This window comes from Halobacillus litoralis, from assembly GCF_004101865.1.
GTDB classification, from domain to species: Bacteria; Bacillota; Bacilli; order Bacillales; family Halobacillaceae; genus Halobacillus; species Halobacillus litoralis_A.
This window is the reverse complement of record NZ_CP026118.1, coordinates 101,001-122,608: the sequence shown is the minus strand read 5'-3', so window position 1 is coordinate 122,608 and position 21,608 is coordinate 101,001. Positions and strand designations below refer to the sequence as shown.

Annotated in this window: 19 protein-coding genes; 3 read left to right on the top strand and 16 right to left on the bottom strand. The window is 41.9% G+C overall.

Translation table 11 applies throughout. The annotated features are described in order from the left end of the window. Positions 1 to 11 precede the first annotated feature (11 nt). Positions 12 to 3,089: an efflux RND transporter permease subunit gene (locus HLI_RS00655; RefSeq protein ID WP_128522580.1), complete on the top strand. Its 3,078-nt coding sequence runs from the start codon at positions 12 to 14 to the stop codon at positions 3,087 to 3,089. Between the two features lie 359 nt (positions 3,090 to 3,448). Here the strand turns inward: HLI_RS00655 and HLI_RS00650 are convergent, their stop codons facing one another. Both HLI_RS00650 and HLI_RS00645 read right to left on the bottom strand, forming a co-directional pair. Beyond that, entirely contained in the window at positions 3,449 to 3,805 is a 357-nt protein-coding gene (locus HLI_RS00650) for a YppE family protein (RefSeq protein WP_128522579.1), read from the bottom strand. A 56-nt stretch (positions 3,806 to 3,861) separates the two neighbouring features. Continuing rightward, on the bottom strand, positions 3,862 to 4,128 hold the full coding sequence (locus HLI_RS00645; protein WP_128522578.1) for a hypothetical protein: 267 nt from the start codon (positions 4,126 to 4,128) through the stop codon (positions 3,862 to 3,864). Between the two features lie 718 nt (positions 4,129 to 4,846). Here HLI_RS00645 and recU point away from each other — a divergent pair. Both recU and HLI_RS00635 read left to right on the top strand, forming a co-directional pair. After that, complete coding sequence (gene recU / locus HLI_RS00640; RefSeq protein ID WP_128522577.1) at positions 4,847 to 5,437, top strand: Holliday junction resolvase RecU; 591 nt, start codon at positions 4,847 to 4,849, stop codon at positions 5,435 to 5,437. Positions 5,438 to 5,453: 16 nt separating this feature from the next. Beyond that, positions 5,454 to 8,129: a penicillin-binding protein 1A gene (locus tag HLI_RS00635; protein WP_128522576.1), complete on the top strand. Its 2,676-nt coding sequence runs from the start codon at positions 5,454 to 5,456 to the stop codon at positions 8,127 to 8,129. A gap of 39 nt (positions 8,130 to 8,168) precedes the next feature. On the opposite strand, the gene nth is transcribed toward HLI_RS00635, so the two are convergent. From nth to mgsA, 14 genes are all read right to left on the bottom strand, one after another. Next, a complete protein-coding gene (gene nth, locus HLI_RS00630) occupies positions 8,169 to 8,825 on the bottom strand; it encodes an endonuclease III (RefSeq protein ID WP_128522575.1) in 657 nt (218 codons plus the stop codon). 9 nt (positions 8,826 to 8,834) lie between these two features. Beyond that, entirely contained in the window at positions 8,835 to 9,527 is a 693-nt protein-coding gene (locus HLI_RS00625) for a DnaD domain-containing protein (RefSeq protein WP_128522574.1), read from the bottom strand. Positions 9,528 to 9,625: 98 nt separating this feature from the next. Continuing rightward, positions 9,626 to 10,918 (bottom strand): asparagine--tRNA ligase, encoded by a 1,293-nt coding sequence (gene asnS / locus HLI_RS00620; protein WP_128522573.1) that lies wholly within the window; start codon positions 10,916 to 10,918, stop codon positions 9,626 to 9,628. 21 nt (positions 10,919 to 10,939) lie between these two features. Continuing rightward, entirely contained in the window at positions 10,940 to 12,124 is a 1,185-nt protein-coding gene (locus HLI_RS00615) for a pyridoxal phosphate-dependent aminotransferase (RefSeq protein ID WP_128522572.1), read from the bottom strand. Between the two features lie 14 nt (positions 12,125 to 12,138). After that, complete coding sequence (locus HLI_RS00610; protein ID WP_241655909.1) at positions 12,139 to 12,666, bottom strand: cell wall elongation regulator TseB-like domain-containing protein; 528 nt, start codon at positions 12,664 to 12,666, stop codon at positions 12,139 to 12,141. Next, positions 12,629 to 12,799, bottom strand: a complete 171-nt coding sequence (locus tag HLI_RS00605; protein WP_128522571.1) for a YpmA family protein — start codon at positions 12,797 to 12,799, stop codon at positions 12,629 to 12,631. Before HLI_RS00605 ends, HLI_RS00610 begins: the two co-directional genes overlap by 38 nt. Positions 12,800 to 12,895: 96 nt before the next feature. Further along, positions 12,896 to 15,694 carry an ATP-dependent DNA helicase DinG gene (gene dinG, locus HLI_RS00600; RefSeq protein ID WP_128522570.1) on the bottom strand — a complete coding sequence of 933 codons (2,799 nt, stop codon included), beginning with the start codon at positions 15,692 to 15,694 and terminating at the stop codon, positions 12,896 to 12,898. 88 nt (positions 15,695 to 15,782) lie between these two features. Continuing rightward, a complete protein-coding gene (gene panD / locus HLI_RS00595) occupies positions 15,783 to 16,172 on the bottom strand; it encodes an aspartate 1-decarboxylase (protein WP_128522569.1) in 390 nt (129 codons plus the stop codon). Positions 16,173 to 16,190: 18 nt separating this feature from the next. After that, positions 16,191 to 17,057: a pantoate--beta-alanine ligase gene (gene panC / locus HLI_RS00590; protein ID WP_128522568.1), complete on the bottom strand. Its 867-nt coding sequence runs from the start codon at positions 17,055 to 17,057 to the stop codon at positions 16,191 to 16,193. A gap of 11 nt (positions 17,058 to 17,068) precedes the next feature. Further along, positions 17,069 to 17,890, bottom strand: a complete 822-nt coding sequence (gene panB / locus HLI_RS00585) for a 3-methyl-2-oxobutanoate hydroxymethyltransferase (protein WP_128522567.1) — start codon at positions 17,888 to 17,890, stop codon at positions 17,069 to 17,071. Further along, positions 17,883 to 18,875 carry a biotin--[acetyl-CoA-carboxylase] ligase gene (locus HLI_RS00580; protein WP_128522566.1) on the bottom strand — a complete coding sequence of 331 codons (993 nt, stop codon included), beginning with the start codon at positions 18,873 to 18,875 and terminating at the stop codon, positions 17,883 to 17,885. Before HLI_RS00580 ends, panB begins: the two co-directional genes overlap by 8 nt. Then, positions 18,851 to 20,053, bottom strand: a complete 1,203-nt coding sequence (locus tag HLI_RS00575; RefSeq protein WP_128522565.1) for a CCA tRNA nucleotidyltransferase — start codon at positions 20,051 to 20,053, stop codon at positions 18,851 to 18,853. Before HLI_RS00575 ends, HLI_RS00580 begins: the two co-directional genes overlap by 25 nt. Further along, complete coding sequence (bshA, locus tag HLI_RS00570) at positions 20,043 to 21,173, bottom strand: N-acetyl-alpha-D-glucosaminyl L-malate synthase BshA (protein WP_128522564.1); 1,131 nt, start codon at positions 21,171 to 21,173, stop codon at positions 20,043 to 20,045. Before bshA ends, HLI_RS00575 begins: the two co-directional genes overlap by 11 nt. Before the next feature lie 6 nt (positions 21,174 to 21,179). Continuing rightward, positions 21,180 to 21,593 (bottom strand): methylglyoxal synthase, encoded by a 414-nt coding sequence (gene mgsA, locus HLI_RS00565; protein WP_128522563.1) that lies wholly within the window; start codon positions 21,591 to 21,593, stop codon positions 21,180 to 21,182. Positions 21,594 to 21,608 lie beyond the last annotated feature (15 nt).

The window sequence follows — 21,608 nt, the reverse complement described above, 5'->3', positions numbered from 1 at the left end:
GGAATGACTTCATGAAGTCGATACTTAAATACAATAAGATTGTCTGGGTTTTTATCGCATTACTAATCTTCACCGGGGTATTCACCTATTTACAATTGCCCAAAAGAGAAATACCGGAAATTGACGTTAATGCAGCGTCTATCTCAACCGTGTATCCAGGTGCGACTCCTATAGAAGTCGAAAGAACCATTACGAATCCGATAGAGGATGAACTATTAAATATCCAGGGGATTGAGGAAGTAACTTCTGCCTCTACAACAGGATTTGGATCCATCACTGCTACTCTTAGTGGAGAAGCTGACCGTAATACAGTCAACTCAAAAATCAGACAGACTGTTTCCGATGCAGCCAGGAGTTTTCCAGATGAAGTACAGGACCCTGATATTAACACTGACTTATCCACTTCAGCTGTTGCCTCTTATCACTTATTAGCGGAGGACACCAACGCCCTTTATGAACTCCGGAGCAAGCTGGATGAATGGGAAGATCAATTAACTGAGATTTCAGGTGTCGAATCCATTTCGATTAAAGGTCTGCCGGAGCAGCAAGTTTCTATTTCACTCGATAATGAACTGCTTAATGAAAACCGACTTTCGCCCTTCTCTATCATCAATTTGCTAAGGGAAGAAATCGGGCCGGCCGCAATTGGGACTGAAGAAGATGGTAATGAGGTCAAACAATTGATAGTCAATAAGTATTCAGATATTGAGGAGCTTTCAAGCCTTTCTATAGGTAAGAATAATGACGGAGAAGTACTCTCACTTTCTGACATCGGCTCCATCGAAATTACAAATAAAGACGCTGAAGATTTGATAATTCATGAAGGCAAATCCGCTCTATCTGTAACTATTCTGGCTGAAGATGGGGTCAACATATCTGCGCTGCAAGAACAAATTACAAATAGAGTCGATTCGTTATCTAACGAACTCCCTCCCTCTATCCAAGTCGACCGTTTTTATACACAAAGTACTATCATTAATGAAGTTTTCACAAACCTTGTCACATCATTTTCTATTTCTTTAATTGCCGTCTTCATCATTATGGCTCTTGGTCTTCCGATATCATCTGCAATCCTTGTTGGTTTAGCTATTCCTATATCTATTTTAATCGGACTGATTCCTCTTCCTTATTTGGGTGTGGACTTGAACCAAATCTCTATCATAGGCATGATCATCGCCATCGGGATCCTTGTGGATGATGCAATTGTGGTTAACGACAATATCCAACGAAGGTTTCAACTTGGAGATGGCCCTCTGGAAGGTACCATTCGTGGAGTGAAGGAAGTAGGAAAATCAATCATTACTTCTACACTAATGATAATTTTCAGCTTCCTTCCACTTATGTTCTTATCAGGTACGAACGGGGACTTCATCCGTGCTTTACCTTCTGTACTGATTTTCACAGTCGTGGCTTCTACGATCATTGCTTTAACCTTTATCCCCACCGTACAATACGTAAGGGAACGCAGACAAAAACAAAATACAGAAACAAAGAAAGGGGTGTTAGGAAGAGCATTCGATGGGATGGAAAATATCTACGCAGATAAAATTTTGCCTAAGACGACCAAAAAGCCATGGGTGACAGCGGTGACTGGCTTAGCATTATGTGCAGCCCTTGCTCTTTTAGTCATTCGGATACCATTCGAATTCTTTCCAGCGGCAGATAGACCTGAAGTTACTGTTTCCATTGAAAATCCACAAGGGACACCTATAGATGAAACACAGACACAATTGCAGGATATGGTTCAATTTTTAGAAGACCGTGAAGAAAATATTACAGAAACCGCCATTTATACTGGATCCGGTCTTCCTAATTTGTTCAGCTCTGGTTTACAAAGGAGCGGTGAAAACACAGGGCAATTGCTCATAAGGGTTGACCGGGAGCAAACTAGTGCTTCCAATTTCATTGAGGAATGGGAAAAACCATTGAGAGAGGCCTATCCTGACGCTGAAATATTTTTAGAAACCATCGTTTCCGGCCCTCCTCCATCACCGCCGATCCAGGTGCAAATACAAGGGAACGAAACTGGACCCTTGATTGAAGAAGCGAAAAAAGCACGAGATCAACTTGCAGATGTAGAAGGGGCTGAAATTGCTACGATCAATGCGGGAGAAAAACAGCCTTTTATAGAATATAACCCGGATCGGGAGTTACTGACTGAGAACAATATATCCATCGATCAACTCACTTCACAACTTCAATTAGCAAATACCGGAATTCCTCTCGGTACGTATGACAACAGCGGAAACCGTCTCCAGATGGAAGTGATTCTAGATGACGGCAACAGTGAGGGGGTAGCTCTAAGTGATTTGAAGATTGCTGGGGGTGGAAGTGATTCCCCAAGTTCTCAACCACCACAGACATTGTCTTTGGATGAGATCATTTCTGTGGATCAAACTCAACGCATTGGTGTGCTTCCTCACTTGAATGGTAAACGAACGATAACTATAGAAGCATATCCAGAAGAAGGAATGGAAGAAAGTTTCTCAGCGAAGGCTTCGGAGACAGTCGAGCAAATAAAAGAAAATCTACCGGAAGGGTACTCACTTGTTGAAAGTGGGGAATCTGATGCAACAACTGAATTCTTTATCGAAGTCTCGAAGTTATTCGTAATCGTCCTATTCCTTATTTATTTGACGATCGCGATTCAATTCAATTCTTTGTTGATGCCTATGCTGATTACAGGTACTGTCTTCCTCGCTATTACAGGAGCTATAATCGGTTTATTCGTATCAGGACAGCCATTGAGTTTCTTGGCAACCCTCGGGATTGTGTCCTTATCAGGAATCGTAGTCAGAAACTCTGTCATATTGGTTGAATTCATCGAACAAAATAGACAGGATTATAGCAGCATTGTCGAAGCTGTCATTGAAGCAGGAAGAGCAAGAATCAGACCGATCGTTTTGACTTCACTCACATCGATCGCTGCATTGACACCGATCATTTATTCTGGTGATGTCCTGTTTAAGCCGTTGGCCGTATCCATCGTCTCAGGCCTTCTCTTCTCTACCGTACTCACCTTAATACTGGTCCCTGCTTTCTACCTGATCATTGCTAAAATCACAAATAGGAAAGCAACCAGGTCTTAATATGAAGAAAAAAAGCTCCCCATCAATAGAAGGCAACTGAAAAAACCTTTTCAATCTAGAGGAGCTGTTAAAGTTTATTGTTTCTTCGCACGAATTGCTTGCCGGTGGATACTTGCGCGGGCACGCTCATCGTGGCATCAACGAGGCCTATCTGAAAAGAGCTTCATCAAAATTATAAAAGAAGCCGAGTTGAACGATAAAATCGTCAAAACTCGGCTTCTTCATTTGATGCATAATTCAAAAAATTGCAGTGGACTCCAACTATAAGGAGTTTTTTCGTCTGGGTTTTATAAAATATCAGTAAGGGGATATTTTGTGCTGTCTACACCATTCCTCTTATTCGTTAAACAGGTGTTTATTCAGGCGTTCTCCAAATCGTCTAAAATCATATCCAGGACATAATGAGAGGATTGGTATAATTCTTTGTACCTTTTCATGGGAATGTCCAGATAATAACTATGGAGGATAATCATTTCAAGATTTTCATGTGTCGATTTCACTTGATTGGGATGGACATTCGCTTTCCTGCTTTTGACGAATTCCTCTGCTTCTTCCATCCAAGTCTGTGTCAATTCGAACATAGGAGCTGTATCTTCTTTTACTTTATTGAAAAATTCATGACTTTTTTTGTCCACTGGACCTTCTGTATTGAGAAATCGCCCATGGAGGCGGTCAATGAGTTGTTTGATTTTTTCTGTATTTGTTTTAAGAGACATGTTTCCCTCACCTTTTTTCTTCACTGTATCATGAGGGTGAGAGAGTCAGCAATATTTTAACCTACAGATCTACGTTTAGCTTGTTGCGCAACCTTTCCTAAATAGGCATGTTGCCGTTCTTTTTTCATTTTCTTCAATTCATCCCTCAGAGAAAACACTTCATCTTTCAAATCGTCCACTTCTTTCCGGTGGGATACCGTCATCGTGAATACAATTTCATCTGCTTTCAAGGATAAACGTCGTTCAAGCAAGGAGAATTTTTCGCGCAGTTGAGACAATTGTTCTTCAAATTCTTCCGGTGTGACAACCCTGCTTTTCATCATCCATATCTCCTCCTCTATTATGGTCTTTAATAAATTCTCTAAAGGGTGCATAACTCCTTTGTGAATGACAAGACTAGAACTAAAGCAACAAAACAAGTCAAATATGACCTGACCCTTCGACAGAAAAGGAGGATTTCATATGGCTAAAAAGCCAGAAAAGAAAAAGAAAAAACCGACACCAGCAAAGACAGATAACCCGAAATTAGCTGGTGAAAACCGTCCTTCCACTTAAGTATCATTCCAGCTGTTGCTAACGTTTTAGCAACAGCTTTTTTCATCTTATATTATTTATATCTCATGTGGGATAAACCGCCACTTCAAAGGTTTGCTTATGCTTGGCGGGGGTGAACAAGTCGCTTGCACATTTGTTTCATCCAGTTCCAGCGCCTACCCCCTCGAGGTCATAAGCAAGCCCTTTGCTGTGGCAAAAACCGCCACTTCAAAGGTTTGCTTATGCTTGGCGGGGGTGAACAAGTCGCTTGCACATTTGTTCGTAATCTCCCCCTCAAAATGTATTGGGTATTCGAATGAATTAATTGGGGTTTAACGACGATCCAATCAGGGAACTATTCACGCGTACTATTTATTTTTTGTCGAATTTATAGAAATATGAAACCTTTTACTTGTACAGACGTCTAAAGTAATTGAACCTTTTGTATATATCCTTGGACGTGAATTTTTGATATGATACTCTCATGGCTATAGGGAGGGATGAAGTTTGAATTATCCCAATGGGAAGCGGAGTACTAAACAAAGTCACGCCCCAAAAGGAAAGATAAAACCTGATTTTAGTAATCGTGGGATGTCATTAGAAGAGGATATCAATGTAACTAATCAATATTATTTGGAAGCAGGAATTGCTGTCGTTCATAAAAAACCGACGCCTGTACAAATTGTGAATGTCGATTACCCTAAACGGAGTGCTGCCGTCATTAAAGAAGCTTATTTCAAACAAGCATCTACGACTGACTTCAATGGAGTTTATCGCGGTAAGTACATTGATTTCGAGGCGAAAGAAACAAAAAATAAAACTTCTTTTCCCCTCAGTAATGTGCACCAACACCAGATTGATCATATGAAGGCGATTGAAAAGCATGGAGGCATCAGCTTCCTGATTCTCTGTTTCTCTCCGCTTGAAGAGGTTTACCTCCTCCCTTCTTCAGGACTTTTCCTGTATTGGGATGATCAATGGAATGGTGGCAGAAAATCGATTCCATATGCTTTTGTAGAAAAGGAAGGAATTCAAATACCATTCCATTTCCAAGCAAGGGTGGATTATGCTACTGCTCTCGATAAGCTTTATTTCTGAAATGGAGGAAAGATAAATGGCAAATGATAGCCAGTCTCGAACAGCAAGAAGAAAACAAATGAAAACATCTAAAAAAAGTAAAAAGTCTCCTAAGTTCAAAAAAATCTTTATGATACTTCTTACTATAGGAATTGTTTTAATGCTCGGTGTCGGTGGATTATTCGCATATTATGTAGCAGCTGCACCAGAGTTAGACGAATCGAAATTATCTGTTCCTTTCTCATCTAAAGTCTATGACGAAAATGGAGAACTCGTGGCTGACCTGGCTGGTGATGAACGGAGAACGAAAGTAACCTATGATGAGATTCCGACTGTCCTGAAGGATGCTGTCATCGCTACCGAGGATGCTCGGTTTTATAGCCATTTCGGTATAGACTTCCGCCGGATTGGCGGTGCCGTGCTGGCAAACATCACTGAAGGTTTCGGGGCTGAGGGTGCAAGTACAATCACCCAACAAGTTGTTAAACAATCTTTCTTGACCTCGGACAAAACGTTGAAACGAAAAGTTCAAGAACAGTACTTAGCCATAAAATTAGATCAGGATTATTCCAAAGAAAAAATCTTAGAGATGTACTTGAATAAGAACTATTACGGTGCTGGTGCCTATGGCGTAGCAGAAGCCGCTGAAACGTACTTCGGAAAAAATGATATCAGTAAGTTGACGTTGCCAGAAGCAGCTTTATTAGCTGGCCTGCCTCAACGTCCAAGTGGTTATATGCCTTTTGATAACCCGGATTTAGCTAAAGACCGCATGAGTACCGTTTTAAGTTTGATGGTACAACACGGTAAGATTACAGAAGCTGAAGCTGAAGAAGCTCGTCAAGTCAATCTGAAGGATATTCTCGTAGAAGAACAACAACAGAAAACAAATCCTTATCAAGCCTTCATCGATCGAGTAGCAAAAGAAGTAGAGAAAAAGATGGATGGTGCAGATATCTATAAGGATGGCTTGAAAATTTACACTACTTTAGATCCGAAAGCACAAGATCAGGTCGAACAATTGTTGAGCAGTGACGGCCCTATTTCTTGGCCGGATGAAGAATTGCGTACAGGTGTTGCTGTAACAAATACGAAGACAGGTGCTATCAAAGCAATCGGTGGCGGCCGTGACTATGAAAAGGGAAATCTCAACTTTGCTACTGACATCAAGCGGCAGCCAGGCTCCACTTTCAAACCGATAACGGCTTATGGACCTGCTATTCAGTACGACAAAATATCTACTTATCACCAAATCAAAGATGAACCATTAGAAGTGAATGGAAAAGAAGTAAATAATTTTGATAATCGATTCCGTGGATGGGTTTCCGCTAGGTATGCTCTAAGTCGATCTTTGAATATACCGGCATTGAAGACCATCGAAGAAGTGGGGCTTGATCGTGCGAAAGAGTTTGCTGAAGGTTTAGGCATTAAATTCAATGACGATAAAATTCATCAAATGGACGCCATCGGTGGTGGCACAGGTGTCAATCCCGTCCAACTGGCCGGCTCATACGCCGCTTTCGGTAATGAAGGTGTCTATACGGAACCTTACACTGTCACAAAGGTCGAAGTACCCGGAGAAGGAACAATTGATCTTACTCCTGAATCTTCTTCTGCAATGAACAGCTATACAGCTTTCATGATTTCCGATATGCTTCAAACGACGATGAGTGAAGGAACAGGAACAGCTGCCAATGTGCCTGGTGTCCCGGATGCAGGAAAAACCGGGACAACAAACCGAGGAGACTTTGCCCCGGATTCATGGTTCAATGGATACACAACGGATTACTCTATCTCGATCTGGACTGGATATGATGAAGAAAAGGCCTTATCTCAAGCAGCTAAAGATATTCCAAAACAAATTTACAGACCTTTAATGGCAAGCTTATCAGAAGGTAAAGATACCGCAGACTTCAAAAAACCTGACTCTGTAGCATGGGTGGATGTCGAAGAAGATTCTCGTCCTGCGAGACTTCCGAGTGACTACACACCGGATAGTCGAATAGTGACTGAACTTTTCCATGTTGATAATCAACCATCAAAAGTATCTGAAGTCTTTCAAAAACTGGACCCAGTACAGTCCCTATCCGGAGCGTTCAATGAGGAAAGCGGCAGTATTGACTTGAGTTGGAATTATGAAGAAAAAGATGGTGTCACATTCCGTATCGCAGCTTCTATTGATGGAGGAGAAAGCAGGGAATTGACTACAACAAAAGAAACGGAGTTAGAGATCACCAGTATCGATCCTGGAGCTACTTATGAATTCTCTGTAGTAGCCGTCAGTGATAATGAAGATGCTGAAAATAGTGATCCTGCCACAGTTCAAGTTCAAACGCCTGGTTCATTACAAGAAGAACCAACTGAAGAAAATGAAGATGAAAACCAGAATGAAGATGATGGAAATGCTGATCAGGAAAATGAGCAGGAAAACCAGGATGAAGGTAACAATGAAAATGGCAACGGTAACGAAGAAAATAATGACAATAACAATGGCAATGGAAATGGAAACGGCAACGGTAATGAAAATGGCGATGATAGTGACAACAACCAAGACGGAAACGGAGATGATAATAGCGGCGGGAACAATGATGGAGGAAATAATGACGATAGCGGGAACAATGATGGAAACGGGGATTCTGGTCAGGATTCAGGATCAGATGAAGGAAGTCCATCAGAAGATGGTTCCAATAATCAACAAGATGATGCAGCATAGCATCAAAAAAGCACTCCCGAAAAATCGGGAGTGCTTTTTCTATTGCTTTTCTTTTTTTCGGATACGTTTCTGCCCTTCCCTGCATAAGAATAATAGTGGACATTCTTCACAGTTGGGCCGCTGAGCCTTGCAATGATATCTACCGAAGAAAATCATCCGGTGATGTGTCACACTCCACTCTTCGATGGGGATTTTTCTCATTAACGTTTTTTCAACTTCTAAAACAGAGTCTTTCCACCGGGAGAGGCCCAATCTTTTCGAAACACGCTCTACGTGAGTATCTACCGCAATCGCCGGTTCATCGAAGGCAACTGATGCCACGACATTTGCGGTCTTCCTTCCTACTCCAGCCAAGTTTTCGAGTTGTTTTTTGGTAGAAGGAACTTCCCCTCCATGCTCTTCAACAAGCGTTTGGGAAAGCTTCTTAATATTTTTTGCCTTGTTCCGATACAGCCCGATTCTTCTAATATCATCTTGCAGTTCTTCAAGCGGGACAGCCATGAAATCTTCAGGTGTTTTATATTTTTCAAACAGACCAGGAGTTACCTTGTTTACAAGCGCGTCCGTAGCTTGGGCAGATAATACGACTGCCACTAAGAGTTCAAATGGGTTGCTGTGTGTCAATTCACATTCTGCCTCTGGAAACATTTCTTCAAAGGCATCTAAACAATGACGGATTTGTTTTTTATTCAGCATAATCCTTGTTTAAGAATCCTCCTCCAACCAGTTATAGTACAATGAGATATCCCGCTTCTTACTTTCCAGCTGCTGCTGTGCTTTAGCTGGTTGCTGAGCCTGTCTGAATTGTTTCCCCTGCTCGCGGGCTTGTTCTACGGTCCTTACTCCTTTTCTTTTCCATTCCCTCAAAATACGGTCGATATACTTGAAGTTGAGTTTACTCATCAAAACTGCTTCTCGCAACGCTGCTTTGATTAATGCTGGAGCCTGCTCTTCTTCGTCTAACCAAATATTGATCGTTTCAATTTCAAATGGGGACAATGGTCTTCCGAATTCCTGCTCAAATAAGGGAAAAATATTTTCATCATAAGATGGCTCTTTTCGTGCAGGTGTAGCCGCGAACAGTTTTTCCCATAATGGTTCCAGTGAATAACACTCATTTAACACCTTGTCTTCGTTATGGTTTTGCTCAATAGTCATAATTCGCTTTTGAATGAGACTTCTCAGCACTTGTGAGCATTCTTGGGAAGATATAGACAGATGATCTGCCAATTCCTCTGGAGTGGGAAAATTATTTCCGTCCGACCGAAATCGATGAATTTGTAAAATAACCACCAAATCTGTTTCATTGATGTTCAGTTTTTGATAATTCATCAACAATTGTTTGGGAACGACCATTTGGTTATCCAGGATGTCTTGGAAACTTTGATATTTAGCCAAATTAATCCCTCCTCTTTCATTAGATTCCTTTCGAATGAAAAACACCGATACGCCATAGGGCGAGTTATCGGTGTTTGATCATCCGCCTGAGGATTGGATCAAGGGTAAAGACGGTTCAATAGGCGCGGGAATGGGATTGTTTCACGTACATGTTCAACCCCGGCGATCCATGCTACTGTCCGTTCTAAACCTAGTCCGAACCCAGAGTGTGGAACGCTTCCGTACTCTCTCAACTGAAGATACCATTTATAAGCATCCCCCGTTAAGTCATGCTCTTCATATCGCTGCTTCATTAATTCCAAGTCATCGATTCGCTGCGAACCTCCGATAATCTCACCATATCCTTCAGGAGCGATCAAGTCAGCACACAAGACGACTTCCGAACGCTTTGGATCTGGTTTCATATAGAAGGCTTTGATTTCAGCTGGATAATTCGTTATGAATACCGGTTTATCATAGCTTTCTGCAATGGCAGTTTCATGAGGTGCACCGAAGTCATCCCCCCATTCAATGTCATCAAAGCCTTTTTCTTTCACCATTTGAATAGCATCATCGTAACTGATACGAGGGAATGGGGCTTTTACTTTTTCCAGTTTTTCTGTGTCGCGTCCTAATGCTTCTAGTTCAATCTTACAATTATTCAAGACAGACTGGACGACATGGGAAACATATTGTTCCTGGACTTCAAGGCTGTCTTCATGATCCATGAATGCCATTTCCGGTTCGATCATCCAGAATTCAATCAAGTGACGGCGCGTTTTGGATTTTTCAGCACGGAAGGTCGGGCCGAAACTGAATACTCGACCAAATGCCATAGCGGCTGCTTCCATATAAAGCTGCCCACTTTGAGATAAATAAGCATCTTCTTCGAAATATTTCGTATGGAAGAGCTCAGTCGTTCCTTCTGCAGAGGAACCGGTTAAAATTGGCGGATCGATCTTAACATAACCGTTTTCATTGAAGAATTCATACGTAGCGCGAATGATTTCGTTACGCACCTTCATCACAGCATGCTGACGCTTAGAGCGCAACCATAAGTGCCGATGGTCCATCAAAAATTCTGTACCATGCTCTTTAGGGGTGATCGGATAATCAACTGCTTCGTGAATGATTTCAAAATCATTGACTTGCATCTCAAAACCTAATGGTGAGCGGGTATCTTCTACAATCACTCCGGTGACATAAAGAGAAGATTCTTGGGTAAGTGCTTTGGCTTCTTGAAACTTTTCTTCACCAATATCTGCTTTGACAACTATCCCTTGCATAAATCCTGTTCCATCACGGAGTTGAAGAAATGCAATTTTCCCGCTTGAACGTTTGTTACTGAGCCATGCTCCAATCGTAACTTCTTCCCCGACATGCTTTGCTACTTCTGTAATCGTCGTTTTCACTATAATACCTCCAACATTGCATTATGATTGATGATTGTTTACAAAACGTTTGATTCTATCGGCTGCTTTTTCGAGTTGATCCAATGATGTTGCATAAGATAACCGGACATTTTCCGGACTTCCAAAGCCTGAACCGGGAACGAGAGCTACTTTTTCTTCATCCAGCAGAGCTTTCACCCAACTGTCTACATCTTCGAACCCACCTTCTTCTGCTGCTTTTTTGACATTTGGAAATAAATAAAATGCCCCAGATGGTTTGACACATTCTACTCCTGGAATTTCGATGAGCCATTGATAGAGTGCTTCCAGACGATCTTTGAAAGCATCTCTCATCTCAATCACCTTTTCTTCTGAACCCGTATAGGCAGCTAAAGCGGCATATTGGGCGATTGAAGTCGGATTGGATGTAGAATGAGAAGCCATATTCGACATCGCTTTGATAATCTGTTTATTACCTGCAGCGAAGCCGATCCTCCATCCAGTCATGGAATGGGATTTCGAAACTCCATTGATAATGACCGTTTGGTTATAAAGATCCTCGGACAACTGAGCGATTGATACATGGCTTTCTTCTGTGTAAATAAGTTTTTCATAAATTTCATCTGATACGACTAATATGTCATTTTCTAGGCAAACTTGCCCAAGTGCTCTCAATTCATCTTCTGAATACATCATCCCTGTCGGATTACTCGGTGAATTGATGATGACCGCTTTCGTTTTAGGTGTAATGACTTCTTTCAATTGACCTGGAGTAATTTTGAAATCATTCGATTCTTGAGCCGGAAGAATGACGGGCTTTCCACCCGCTAATTTGATTTGCTCTGGGTAACTGACCCAATACGGTGCTGGTACGATGACTTCGTCCCCTTCATTCAACAGCACTTGAAAGAGTGTGAATAATGCATGTTTGGCCCCTGTTGTCACGATGATCTGTTCATTTGTGTACGTTAAGCTTTGATCACGTTTCAACTTGGTGGTAATACTGTTTTTCAGCTCAGGTATGCCACCTGCTGGTGTATATTTCGTCAACCCTTCATCCATTGCTCTTTTGGCTGCTTCGATAATATAAGATGGTGTATTGAAATCTGGTTCCCCAGCTCCTAATCCGATCACATCATGGCCTTCTGCTTTCAATGCTTTCGCTTTAGCTGTAATGGCTAATGTACTTGATGGTGTCAAAGATTGCACGCGGTCTGCTAATTGCATCAAACTCACTCCTTCTATTCTTTTTTTCTAAAGGCGAAACGCTGGTCGAATGAATCACCTGTCAATGTGAAATAGTCGAGCACATACCGATCTTGACCATCAATATAGGTCAGTTGATAGACGGGCTCGTTTTCTTCATAACCATATTGCACGTCTTTGAAAGTGCATGCTGAACAACTGTCCGCCCATTGTCCTTGCATTTCTTCTATTGAAAGGGTTTCTTTATCAGAAACCGTATCGAGGATTTTCTCATCTTTCAAGTCCATAAAAACGATTAAACTATCCTCATTTTCTTTCAGGCCTTGAACGACATGGATCTCCCTTTCGCCGTGGTATGTAGAAACTTTCTCTATTTGTGATATTTCAGTTTCACTTTTTGCAAATGACGCCGCTTGCTCATGTCCTTTTTTTCGATCACCATTGATATCTATATACATCCACACGGCTAATGAAAGGCCTAAGATCAAAAGTATTCCTGCGATGAGCAAAGCCCATTTCAGCCATCTAGGTGCGGTATATGGTGAAGACTGCGGTTTCAGCATCGTCATCATCCAAAGACAATCCAAACATTAGATTATTTTCTTTCAGTGTGCGATTCAATGTATCGACAACCTTATATAAATCGTCGGATTTTTGAATTCTTACGGTCGAAAGTGTTTCAATTTTATTCTCCATCGATTAACCCTCCAACGTACTTCGTTAAGAATACGCAATTTCTTTTGTTTCCCGCTTAATATTATAACAGGTTCACACTTATACTTCTTTCCTTTATTACAACCAATCTTCTATTTGATTAATCAATTGTCTTGTCGATTTATAAGAAACTGGTACATCAGGAAGTGAAGATAAGAAATACTTGCCGTAACGAGCTTCCATCAACCTTGTATCACAAATGAATACGATACCTCTATCCTTGTTGCTTCTAATCAACCTGCCAAAACCTTGTTTAAAACGGATGATTGCATGAGGGAGGGATTTTTCCATAAAGGAATTTTTCCCTTCTTTTTTCATACGTTCGTTCCTGATGGATTGGACAGGCTGGTCTGGGGGTTGAAAAGGTAAGCGTACCATCATAAGACAGGATAAATCATCTCCTGGAATATCGACACCTTCCCAAAACGAACTTGTCCCTAATAAAATCGCCTGATCGAAAGCCTGGAAATTCTTTTTCAGACGGTCTCTGCTTCCACTGGAAATCCCTTGAGCGAAAATCATGAACTCTTCTGGATCGATGAAATCCCTCAACAAATGATAGGTTTTTCTCAGCATGTCATATGAGGTGAATAGGACGAGCATCCTTCCTCTAGTCACTTCAGCCACAGAATATATCGCTTCACTGATTGCTTCTATGAAAGCATCAGGATCTTCCTTCACATTCGGAAAGTCATTGGGGACCATCAATTGCACCTGGTTTTTATAATTGTAGGGTGAAGGTATGTTGACTTCTAATGTGCGTTCATCATCAATTAACCCCAAAGTGTCACGGATATATGTGAACGAATGATCGGTAGCAAGAGTGGCACTTGTCAAAATGACACTCTTCTTCACCTGAAACAGGCGTTGGTTAAGCAAGCGCGCGATGTCAAAGGGTTCACTGAACAAATAGATGGAATTGGCTGCCCCTTCTCCTTCAATCTCTACCCACTTCACTTCTCCCTCTCTTACGAAGTCAAAGTAGTGTATCAGTTGGGAACGAATTGTCTGACAAAGTTCTCTATGTGTATGCAGACGGGTCAATAAAATGGGAACACCTTCGTCTTCTTTAAGGGATAATAGCCCTCTCAATTGCTCTTCAATTTTACTCATTTCATGGCTGAGCTTTTGTAAAGAAGCTAAGAAGCGGTAGGACATTTCTTTAGCTGTAGTCATGAAAGAAGGCATTTCCTCCGGTTTAAGTACCAGTTGGATTCTCCCCACATCACTTTTCCCTTTGAGATTTTTTTGCTTTTTTACATTTTGGTAAATGAAACGGGAAAGATGACTCAACTCTTCTTTTGCTTCATCAATGGCATACTGTCCTCTTTCAAGGTATTGATGAAATTCTCGTTGTAACGGCCACTGCCTGTATACACTCTTGTGAAAGATTTCCCCAAATTGGGTTAAGTGCCTTTGTATCTCTTTATAATTCATTCTTACACCGAAATAACGGCTGGAAACAGATTCCAAATGATGAGCTTCATCGATGACGACACGGTCATATTCCGGTAAAATCGATTCCTCTTTCATAATATCCATACAAAACAGTGCATGGTTGGTAATGACCAAATCTGCATGTAATGCTTTTTGTTGAGCCCATTGATAAAATGAATCATCCACATAACCCAACTGCACGGATTTACTTGACTGCTCCGCCGAAACTTTATGCCAGAACTGCCGGCCATTGGAGGGCAATTGGATTTCATCGACATCACCAGTCCTCGTAGTCGTTAACCATACAAGAATCATGGCTTTAGTAAGAGCTACATCATAATTGTCCTGATAAGAATTCTCGAGTTCATAATGAAAATGTACCAGACTGATATAGTGACTTTTCCCTTTATATAAAACTGCTTTGATCGGGCGTGGGAACATTCTTTCGACTTTAGGGATCTCATCTTCTAACAATTGTTTCTGAAGACTGGTTGTATGTGTGGTAATAACCACTCTCGAATCATGCTGTAATGCATGATAGGAAGCAGTCAACAAATAAGCGACCGATTTCCCCGTCCCAGCCCCGGCTTCAATCACTGCATGTTTGTCTTGTTCAAAAGCCTCGTGGACATTTGTAGTCATCTCTTGCTGACCTTGTCTATTTTCAAAGTTATCAAGCAGACTTTTCAGACCATTTTCACCTTCATAAACGTCTTTTTTCCAACTTTCAAAAGAAGGAAGATTTATAGGGGCCGTGGTACGTAAGTTCGTTTGTTTTCTCACAGAAATTCCATGACGGATGTCGATGTCTGGATCTGTTATTTGGCCATAACGTTTCTGGTCTATATTCAGTTGAATGAAAGGGCGAAGATCACTTTTCAGTTTAGATTCCACCTTTAAAAGGTGAACCAAAGTCCGCTCAGGGAGACTTTTCAATTCTTTCAAAAGATATGCTAATAGATCCGCTGTCACTTGAGCATCAGAAAGAGCCCGATGAGGACGATCGTGTCCCATATTCAAGTGGTCAGCCAATTGGCCCAGCTTATAAGTCGGGGAGGTCGGGAGCATGATCCTGGAAAATTCTACTGTATCAATGATGGGATTATGTAATGGTTGATAACCGCAGCGTGCTAACTCATCATTCAAAAAGCTGAGGTCGAACTCTATATTATGTGCAACGATATATCCATTTTGAAAAAGAGGATAAATGTCCTCTGCTATTTCCGAGAATAATGGTGCTTCCAATACATCTTCATCCTCTATCCCTGTTAAGGAAGTGATGAACGGAGGGATCTCTCTTTCAGGGTAAACCAAAGAAGAGAATTCCTCTACTACGGATCCCTCTTCATTCATCACAACGATACCGATCTCAATGATCCGATCTCCTTTAGATGCTGAATTTCCTGTTGTTTCTAAGTCTACAATTGCAAATGTAGTCATGCGATCCCCCTACTTTCGTCCACAAAAAGGAAGGATCCTGCCGATCGATGATGGCAAAATCCCTTTAATACTCGCTTGTTCCTGCTCATCAAAAAGGTAAAGCCGTTAATGGTGGTTCCTCTTCTATGATTTCTTCCACTTGATTACCTTCGCCCATCAAGGCAATTTTCGGTTTGAAATCTGCTAATTCTTCTTCACTAAGTATGGCATAAGAGACGATTATGACGACATCATCTGGTTGGACAAGCCTTGCTGCAGCTCCGTTCAAGCATATAACTCCACTTCCACGCTCTCCTGAAATCACATAAGTCTCTAAACGGGAACCATTATTATTATTGACGATTTGAACCTTTTCATGAGGAAGAATCCCTACTTGGTCCATCAAATTCTGGTCAATTGTAATACTCCCCACATAATTCAAGTTCGCTTCCGTTACCCGGGCGCGATGGATTTTGGCTTTCATCATGGTGCGAAACATCATGTTCCTCCTTACCGCTCATCCTGCTGTCTCTTCTCCTTTTTCATTAAAAACCACATTATCGATCAGCCTCGCCTTTTCATAAAAGACCGCAGTGGCCAGTATGACAGGTCGTTCGATGGTTTTTACGAATTCTAACTCAGGATAGGATAATAATTCAATATAATCTATTTTACCATGAGTTTGGCTTTCAAGAAACTTCCGGGTAGACCGCACAACTTCTTCTGGTCTTGTTTCTCCATTACACACAAGTTCCCTGCCATATTGTAATGCCTTCTGAATGGCGGGAGCTTCCTCTCTTTCCTTAGCAGAAAGGTGGACATTGCGGCTGCTTTTCGCAAGACCATCCGCTTCTCTAACCGTTGGAACAGGAACAAGTTCAATCGGGAAGTTATAATCCTTGATAAGAGCATCCACGACAGCTACCTGCTGTGCATCTTTCATCCCGAAATACGTCCGTGTCGGGCGGGTGATGTGAAACAGTTTCGTCAGTACTGTGACCACCCCTTCAAAATGACCGGGACGGCTTCTTCCACACAAGGCATCCGTACGTCCTTCAACTGACATATGGATGGAAAGTGGGTTTGGATACATCGAATCTGTCGAAGGTAAGAAAATCAGATCTGCACCGTTTTCTTCAGCCACCTTCTTATCGTGATGTTCATCCCGGGGGTAGGTTTCTAAATCCTCACCTTCACCGAACTGTAAGGGATTTATGAAAATACTAAGAATCACAAAATCATTTTCTTTTCGTGCTTCTTTGATCAAACGGACATGTCCTTCATGGAGATATCCCATAGTTGGAACAAAACCGATTGATTTTCCTTCTTTAATAAGCTCTGTTACTTTGTTCTGTACTTTTTCCACTTCTTTCATAACTTCCATGTCGGCTCCCCTTATTCTTCTGGCAGTACTGAAACATCCATGGTGAATGTATGTTGTTCTTCTGGAAAAGCTTTGGATTTAACTTCGTTCACATAGGTTTGCACAGCTTCTCCTAATAAATGATTACTATCGACATAGGGTTTCACAAATTTAGGCAGACGTTCAACCCCGTATCTTAATATGTCGTGATAGACAAGGACCTGGCCATCGCATTCTGCACCGGCTCCTATTCCGATCGTAGGGATGGATATTCGCTTGGTAATGACCTCTGCCAACTGGTGTGGAATACATTCTAATACGATGGCCATAGCTCCGGCCGCTTCGATTTCAAGCGCCTCATCCAACAGACGCTGGGCGGCTTCACGATCTTTCCCTTGAACTTTATAACCTCCCAATACGTTGACTGATTGAGGTGTCAATCCAATATGTCCGACCACCGGGATCCCCGCGTGGACAAGCTTAGACATGATTTCCGCAACTTCTCCGCTTCCCTCAAGTTTTAAAGCTTGCGCACCTGTTTCTTGATACAGTCTTCTCCCGTTTTTCAATGCTTCTTCTATAGAAATATGGTAAGACATAAACGGCATATCAATCACTTTGAACGTATCACCTGCTCCACGCGCTACAGCTTTCCCATGATGGACCATGTCCTCGATGGTAACAGGGATGGTTGAATCGTAGCCAAGCACAGTCATCCCTAAACTATCCCCTACGAGAATCATATCTGCCTTTGCCTCTTCTGCCATTTTGGCTGATGGAAAATCGTAACCGGTGATCATAGCGATTTTTTCCTGGTCTTGCTTCATACGTAGAAATTGGTTTTTGTTACGCATGATATCCTCCCTCTCCCCAATGAATTTCTGCTGAATACAGCTTTTCATGGTTCCCATCACGATCTCTCACACAAAGAGCCCCGTCTGGTTCTATCCCTACTAAAGTAGCCTTCCACGTTCGTTTCATAGTTGAAATCGTTACCTCTTCACCAATCCGATAGCCATGCTTTTCCCAGTTTGCCTTTATCGCCTCAAAACCATCGGATTCGTATTGATCATATGTACGTTCGAACAAACGCAAAATGTGCTGAACCGTTTCTTGAATGTTCCACTCTTCACCTGCTTCATTCTTAAGGGAAGATGCTTTGTGGCGGATATCCTCAGGAATCTCTTCTCCATTCTGGTTAACGTTCATCCCTATTCCCACTACAATATACTGGATTGCATCCTGCTCTGCCTGCATCTCTGTCAGAATACCAGAAACTTTTTTATGATGGATGAGCAAATCATTCGGCCACTTGATTTGTGGCACAAGTGCAGACCTTTCCGAAATCATTTCAGCCAGCACAGTCGCTGCAAGCAAGGTCAGCTGCGGCGCTTTGAATGGTGGTAAATTCGGTCTTAACAAAATACTCATCCAAATGCCTTTTCCTTTGGGTGAGTCCCATTTCCTTGCCATACGGCCTTTTCCTTTAACTTGCTCATCAGCGATAACAACGGTCCCGTGCGGCTTTCCCTGCTTAGCCATTTGGTGCACGATCTCCTGTGTCGACTCCACCTGGTCGTAATGGAAAAGCTGATGGCCGATCCATTCTGTGTCCAATCCCCACTGTAAAGTATTTTCACTCATTTTATCAGGGGAAGACAATATTTTATAGCCTTTTCTTTGAACAGCTTCAATGTCATAGCCGTCCTTTTTCAACTCATTCATATGTTTCCAAATGGCAGTTCTTGAGATGTTTAATTGATTGGAAAGTTCCTGTCCGGAAATATGCCCATCTTTTTTATTCAATAGTTCAATTAATTGTTTACGGGTGGATTCCACGCTAAGACCCACTCCTTTATCTTTTCGTAGTCATTTTCGATATTTTCTTTTATGATTTCGTATTCTATCTGCTCCATGGCTTTAGAAATCCACGGTCCTTTACGGATATCTGGATACAATGCAATAAGATCTTCCGCTTGAAAGGTGATCTCCTTCCTGCGTTGCACAGGCAGTTGCTTCCTTTTCTGTTCAATAATGCTTTTGAGATCTTCCTCTACTTGACCAAGAGCCTGTAGCAAGCGGGCAAATGAATCAAATAACTCCGCAGGAAGACGATACACAAGCCATGCTGTCACATCTCGATGCTCCTCATACGCTTCTACTGCCTTTAATAAGGAGCCCGCCTGTCGTTTTGTTGAATTGGACAATTTCCACCTCTTCACAAAATGGTCCAGACTTAACTTCTCATCCAACGTTATAAAGTAAGCTAATAACTCATGCCAATGTTGTAACGGTACGCTTGGTGCCAGCTCACTCAAGTCAAATTGATTAATAATCGGCAGTTGATGGTGAAGCCGGGTCTCCGTAAGTAGTTCCAATCCATTTCTAAAACCTTTTCCAGCGTACATTTTTTGGACCTCTACTGCAATTCTTTCAATTGATATATAAGCAAGTAAAGCCGACTCTGCATCTAAAGCTTCTTTAGTAGAAGCGTCTAAAGTAAATGAAAGCTGACTGGAAAAGCGAATCGCACGCATCATTCTAAGAGGGTCTTCACGGAATCTGTGAAAGGGATCGCCCACCGCTTCAATCGTCTTATTCTGAATCGCTATCCGCCCTTCATAAGGGTCTATGAAATTCCCGCAGCGGTCCATAGCTATCGCATTCATTGTAAAGTCTCTTCGGGCTAAATCAATAGCAATATCACGAACGAATGTCACTTCATCAGGGTGCCGGTAGTCTTCATAACCTTTTTCAGTGCGGTAAGTGGTTACTTCGTAAGACACTGATTGATGACGAACGATGACGGTACCATGTTCAATTCCTACCGGGATCACTTTATCAAAAATCTCTTGAATCCGTTGAGGAGGTTCTGATGTGGCAATATCAATATCTCCGATTGGTCGGCCACTTATGAAATCACGCACAGAACCACCAACCACAAAAGCTTCTCCTCCCGCCTGCTCAATTCTTTCAATCACTTCGAATGCCGGGTGGAAGACAGGATCAATTTTCATCATATAACACCTGATCATAAAGTTTCTCGTATTCACTAAGAATTGTTTCCGTAGCGAATTTATCATTGACGGTGCGTTTGGCCTGGTCAGCCATGGACTTGTGCAGCGCTTTATCTTGCAGGATTTTTTTAGCGAAATACGCTGTTTGCTCTATATTCCCAAGCTCGGCAATATAACCGGTTTCGCCATGATCAATGACCTCCGGGATTCCCCCTACATTCGTACCGATACAAGGGACACCACACGCCATCGCTTCAAGTAAAACAAGTCCAAAACTTTCCTTTTCAGATAACAATAACTTCAAATCAGAGATAGAGAGCAGCTCACTTACATTTTCCTGTTTCCCCAGGAATAGCACTTGATCTTCCAGCCCCAGGTCATGGACAAGTTGATGACATTCCGAGTATTCAGGACCATCTCCGACCAGTAAAAGCTTAGCTGGAAGTTCTTGTGCAACATCCGCGAATGTCCGAATTACATCCGGAACCCTCTTAACACGTCTGAAATTCGAGATATGAATAAGAACCGCATCTTCTTCTTTAATACCATAATGTGACTTCAAATCCAGGTCTGGCTTACGATGATATTCTCTTTCATCTACAAAATTGTAAATCACATCGATAGAACGCTCTGTTTGCAGCCGGTCCTTCGTCTGTTCAACAAGACTATGTGATACAGCTGTAACCCTATCCGATTGCTCAATACCAAACTTGATCATTTGTTTCAAACTCGAATCAATTCCTAAAACTGTAATATCCGTTCCGTGCAGTGTCGTAATGATTTTAACGTCACGTTCACACATTTGTTTGGCTAAAATAGCACAAACCGCGTGCGGCATTGCATAATGGACATGAAGAATGTCCAACTCTTCCCTGTTTATAACCTCTGCCATTTTAGCTGCGAGTGCTAAATCATAGGGAGGATGCTGGAAAACTGGATAGTTGCTTACCTCCACCTCGTGGTAATAAATGTTTGGGTAGACCCGATTCAACCGGAAAGGTACTTGAGATGCTACAAAATGGATCTCATGGCCTTGCTCAGCTAACAGTTTTCCCAATTCAGTTGCAATAACACCTGACCCCCCTACAGTGGGGTAACACGTGATTCCTATTTTCGCCATACATATTCACTCCTGCTTTCTGTTCTCTTCAATGATCGTCCGCCATTCAAAATCTTCATGATCCAAAGCTTTGATCATGATATCTGCTCCAGCTAAGTTGGTCGCTACAGGAATTTGGTGCACATCACACAGTCTTAGAAGCGCACTGATATCAGGCTCATGAGGTTGAGCAGTCAATGGATCGCGGAAAAAAATCACCATGTCCATTTCTTCAGCAGCAATTTTCGCACCGATTTGCTGGTCACCCCCAAGCGGACCGGATTGGTAGCGGGTTATAGACAAGCCTGAAGACTCAGATATTTGCTTTCCAGTTGTTCCTGTAGCGAATAGTTGGTGTTTGGATAAAATAGTATGATAGCTTTTTGCAAATTGAATGATATCTTTCTTTTTTTTGTCGTGAGCAATCAGTGCAATATTCATATACGTCTCTCCCCT